This is a genomic window from Streptococcus sp. 27098_8_75, from assembly GCF_041432475.1.
GTDB classification, from domain to species: Bacteria; Bacillota; Bacilli; order Lactobacillales; family Streptococcaceae; genus Streptococcus; species Streptococcus gordonii.
In genome coordinates, this window is sequence record NZ_JAPVZR010000011.1 from 1 (window position 1) to 3,520 (window position 3,520).

The 3,520-nt window shown below is 43.2% G+C and carries 2 protein-coding genes; both read left to right on the plus strand.

The genetic code is table 11. The features are described 5' to 3' along the window. Positions 1–2,493: isopeptide-forming domain-containing fimbrial protein (locus tag O3640_RS10830; protein ID WP_371586867.1), on the plus strand; the 2,493-nt coding region annotated here is incomplete at its 5' end. Positions 2,494–2,569: 76 nt separating this feature from the next. Further along, positions 2,570–3,520 (plus strand): G5 domain-containing protein (locus tag O3640_RS10835; RefSeq protein ID WP_371586868.1); only part of this gene is annotated, 951 nt, incomplete at its 3' end.

Sequence of the window (3,520 nt, forward strand, 5' to 3'; positions counted from 1 at the left end):
ACTGTACCGCAAGATGCGACAGCCTTCTCTATCAGCGATAAGCTGGAAGATGTTCTTGAGTTTGCGGGTGAATCATCTGCGACTCTAGCAGGTGAAGACTTGAAGGCAGACCAGATTACAACAGACGGTCAAACCATCAAGTTGACCCTGACAGAAGATCAGGTGAAAGCAAACGGTGGTAAAGAAGTTGTCCTCAACTTCAAGGCTAAGATCAGAGAGGGTGCAAACTTGTCAGCTTACATGAAAGCAGACAAGGCAGAAGTACCGAATAAGGCTTCTTACACAGTTGGCTTCCCTAACAAACCAGCTGTAACGAAGGACTCTAACGTAGTACCTGTCACTCCTCCATCTCCAGAACAGCCACCGATTGAAAAAGATGTGAATTCAAAACCTTCTGAAACAATTGCAGATCGAACAGAAGAATTCACATACAACATCCATACAACTATGCCTCAAGATGCGACAGGCTTTACAGTTACCGATGAATTGAAAGACGTTCTTGAATTTGCCGGTGATGTCCAAGTCACTCTTGGTGGTAAGAAAGCAGACGCAGCTGTAGCGAAAAACGGTCAAACTCTGGAAGTAACCTTCCCAGAAGAGACTGTCAAAGCAAATGGTGGTAAGAAAGTCCAAGTAACCTTCAAAGCGAAGATTAAAGCGGATGCAGACTTAACTCCATATGAAACAGCTAATAGCTACTCTGTACCAAATACAGCTTCTTACTTGATTAACAATAATCCAGCAAGCAAGAAAGAAACTAAGCCAGTTACGGTCGAAGTTCCAAAACAACCTGGACCAGAGGTTACGAAGAAGATTAACCGTACATTGGATCACTTAGATGTTGACCGTGATGTTCCTTACATGTACAATGTCAACACACAAATTCCAAAAGATATCCGCCTCTACAAAGAGTTCACCGTTACGGATACTTTGGAACCAGTTCTTGAAATCACAGGAACTCCTGTAGCTTACGTGGATGGTTATGCAACAGACGCTGTGGAAACAAAAGTGGAAGGCAATACAGTTACTGTAACAGTGAAAGACTTCGCTCGTATCAGTGGCTATAAAGAAATCCAACTTTACATTCCAGCTAAGCTGAAAGCAGATAGTGACTTATCAGCTTACGAAAACCAAACTGTTCCAAACAAGGCAACAATTGCCTTCAAGGATAGCAATGGCAAGAACGGCACAAAAGAATCTAACCCAGTAACCGTTCGTCCACGGGACCCAGAAAAACCTGAGGAACCAAAACCAAACGAACCAGCTAAGACAGTAGGTCCAGCTGATGGATCTAACCCATCAACTGCTTACCGTCTGAAAGAACTCAAGGAAGGCTTCCGCTTTGATGTGACAGCGAAGGTGCCAACTGATCCAGTTGATGAATCAGGCAACCCTATCAAAGACGCTCAAGGCCGTGATGTGAAGACTGAATTGAATAGCTTTACGGTAACAGATGAACTTGAAAAAGTTCTGAAAGTGGACCGTGTAGCTGTTAAGGTTGAGGAAAATAAAGTCGCAGAAGCCATTGCGAAGATTACTGCTAAGATTGAAAAAGCAGAAAGCGACCTGAAAGAGCTCGAAGGCAAAGAGACAAATGGTACTTTTGCTAAGAAACTGGCAGAAGCTGAGAAGAAGGTAGAAGAGCTAACAGCACAATTGGCAGCAGCCAAAGAAAAAGCTACAGCTGCAGCGACACCTGCAACACCAGCTACATCTTCAGATTCTGACGCAGGCAATGCTACAGCGACACCTGCTCCAGCAGACAATAACGCTGAAGTGGTAGCCCTTGAAGAAAGCCTCAAAGCAGCACAAGCTGAATTGGAACAACTGAAAGCAGATGGTGCGAAAGCTGGTAACCTCGCAACACCTGAAGAACAAAAAGTTGAACAAGATAAGCTGAATAAGAACCTTGAACAACTGAAAGAGAGCAAAGAGAAACTCGAAAAAGCTCTCGAAGCATTCACAACAGTGAATGACAAGGGTGAGATCACGGATGAAGCTCTTGCGAAAATCGCCAAAGTAACTGTAGAAGGTCAGAAAGTTACCGTAGAAGTTACTGATAAGGCTGTTTTGGAAGCCTTGAAGGGTAGCACCTTCCGCGTCATCATCTATTCATCTATTAAAGACGGAGCAGACTTGTCTAGCTACTTGAATAAAGAGAATAATGAGACGAAGATTCCGAATAAGGCTACTGTAACCTTCAACGATAAACCGAAAGTAACGAATACAGTAAACGTTTATCCGCCAGAGCCAAATACACCGCCGACAACACCACATACACCACCGACAACACCGAATACGCCGCCACCAACTACACCTGATACGCCACCAGCGCCTAAGGGTGACTTGCCACCGGCACCAACACCAGAGCCAGAAAAACCTAAGAATATCTTGCCAAAAACAGGTACTTCTGGTACTATGGTAAATGAGGTGATTATCGGAATGATCCTTGTGCTGATGGGACTTCTTTTGAGAAGAAAACCAAAGCATTAATGTAAGATAGTCCAGGAGAGCTATGCTCTTCTGGTTACTATCGTATTATTAGGAAAAAGATTAAAGGAAAATCATTATGGATAGAAAAAAGTTAATTAAGTTAGGAATCTCAGTGCTAGCTGTTAATGCTTTGGGAGCAGTAGCCGTTTATAAATATCCTGAGCTGACACATGTACCTACTGTCTATGCGGAGGAAGTGCCTGGAGAGGATGAGGAAATTCCAGATGCAGCAGAAGCGCAAGCAGCAGCGAACTTTAAAAATCAAATGGATGAGTTTGAAGAAGCAATCAAAGAATTCAATCCAGACGATTCAGATACTAGAGAAGGTTTGGAAATTGCATTGGGAGACTTAGAAGCGTCTCATACTACTGCAGTTAATGCGATCAAGAGTGAAGAAGGAAAGAAAGGTTTTGCCAAGTACGAAGCTCGTTATCAAGCTTTAAAAGCAAAAGCTCAAGCCCTTCTAAATGGTGAATCACCAAAACCTCAACCAGATCCACAACCGCAACCTCAACCAGATCCGCAACCACAGCCAAAGATTACAACACAGGACCTTACAGTCAAAGAACCAATCCTTTACGGATCTTCAACTGAGCAAAATTCAGCTTTACCAAAAGGCACAAGAAAAACAAAAGTTCAAGGTGTCAATGGTGAAAAGGAAGTTGTCTACACAATCACTTATACAGACGGCAAGGAAACAGGCCGTGTGAAAAAGTCTGAAACAGTTATTAAACCAGCTGTAGATGAAGTCATCGAAGAAGGTACTGGCGCAGTCATCACCACTAAGGAAGAAACTAAGACAGAAGAAGTAGAATTCCAAGTCAAAGAAGTTCCAAATCCAGCCCTTCCAGAAGGTGTCCGCAATGTAACAACTCCAGGTAAAAAAGGTGTTCGTACAATCGTTGAGACGGTTACTTACACTGACGGCAAGGAAACAGGTCGTGTAGTGAAATCCAACACCATCACAACTCCAGCAGTTGATGAAGTTGTTGAAGTAGGAACTAAGAAAGCTCCAGTTGTTACCACT